This window comes from Massilia sp. DJPM01 (assembly GCF_030348125.1).
GTDB classification, from domain to species: domain Bacteria; phylum Pseudomonadota; class Gammaproteobacteria; order Burkholderiales; family Burkholderiaceae_D; genus Telluria_A; species Telluria_A frigida.
Genome location: NZ_JAQOZV010000178.1, coordinates 1 through 1,131 on the forward strand (window position 1 = coordinate 1; position 1,131 = coordinate 1,131).

The 1,131-nt window shown below is 55.3% G+C and carries 2 protein-coding genes and 1 pseudogene; 2 read left to right on the top strand and 1 reads right to left on the bottom strand.

The genetic code is table 11. The features are described 5' to 3' along the window. Window positions 1-364 precede the first annotated feature (364 nt). A complete protein-coding gene (locus tag PO883_RS34480) occupies window positions 365-442 on the top strand; it encodes a hypothetical protein (RefSeq protein WP_289313807.1) in 78 nt (25 codons plus the stop codon). 95 nt (window positions 443-537) lie between these two features. On the opposite strand, the pseudogene moaC reads toward PO883_RS34480, so the two are convergent. Then, a pseudogene (moaC, locus tag PO883_RS35340) lies at window positions 538-609 on the bottom strand (cyclic pyranopterin monophosphate synthase MoaC); the annotation flags it as partial. A gap of 286 nt (window positions 610-895) precedes the next feature. On the opposite strand from moaC, the gene PO883_RS34490 reads away from it, so the two are divergent. After that, window positions 896-1,131: prepilin-type N-terminal cleavage/methylation domain-containing protein (locus PO883_RS34490; protein ID WP_289313806.1), on the top strand; the 236-nt coding region annotated here is incomplete at its 3' end.

The following is a 1,131-nucleotide window of genomic DNA, read 5'->3' on the forward strand; positions in this document are numbered from 1 at the left end:
TTGACATAGCTCCGACAGCATTTTGTTGCGGGGCATGTCCAAAGCTTGTTCAGGTTTCTATCGAATGTGATCGACACCAGATGACACGTTCCAGGCCTCTTCCGGGATTTCCCGCAAGAGGCCTCAGCATAAGTGCTTGCCCTCCGGCGCTGCGCTACACAGGCCGGGCCGATCGCTTGTCGCAATAACGCCGTGCCAACACCGGACCGCGCGTTTCCGCTCTTCCTCTCCTCAAGATTCAAGATGCTCCTGTCGACGGTTATCCTATCGCGGGGGTACGCAACTTCCTTACTCCCACGGCAGCATAAAATCAGGCCATTCCGATGCAAATGCGGCCCGGGCCGGCTTCACGCTGATCGAACTGATGATGGTTGTCGCCATCATTGGCGTGCTGGCGTCCTGGCGTGCTGGCAGCGGTAGCCCTTCCGGTGTACCAGTATGACGTGGCGAAGTCGAAAGTGACTGCGGCGGCAGACGAAGCCTCACCTGGGCGCGGCAATGCACGCTGCTGGCCGCCTGGCCGACCTCGAAATCGACCGCGGCCCGCCGGGTAATGGCCAGCGGATCGCATAGCGGCACCTGATCGCTGGTCTCCTTCGCGCCCATCATGGCGGCGATGCGTGCGATGCAGAGCACCTCCCCCTTTTTCGCGCTGCCTCACACCATCAGTTGCATCGTTTTCGGCTTCGTGTGGATGGCGCCCGATGCCATCGCAGTACAGTAGGTATCTGCCATCGAACCTTGAAATACACCAGGGAAATGTTGGAAGATCTACCTGGCACGGAGCTTGCGTATGACAATGTTGTTATATATATCTTTCTGGTTCAGGGCTACTTGAGCCCCGACGGCGCTTTCCATGAGGTTGTGCATGAGAATTAGGTAAAAGCCTGGTTGTTTGGCATCAGATCCACCACGTCTGCGTTCGCGCGTGCCGACGACAAGCCAAGCACGCCTGCTGCAAATCACTGATTTCATTCATGGAAAAGATTTATATAACGATATGGCATATACCCAAGTGCGCTTCCCAAGTTCCAAAGTATTCCCACCAGGAGTAGTAAAAATGAAATCGATGAAAATGATGAAGAAGGCACAAGCCGGTTTTACCCTGATCGAACTGATGATCGTTGTTGC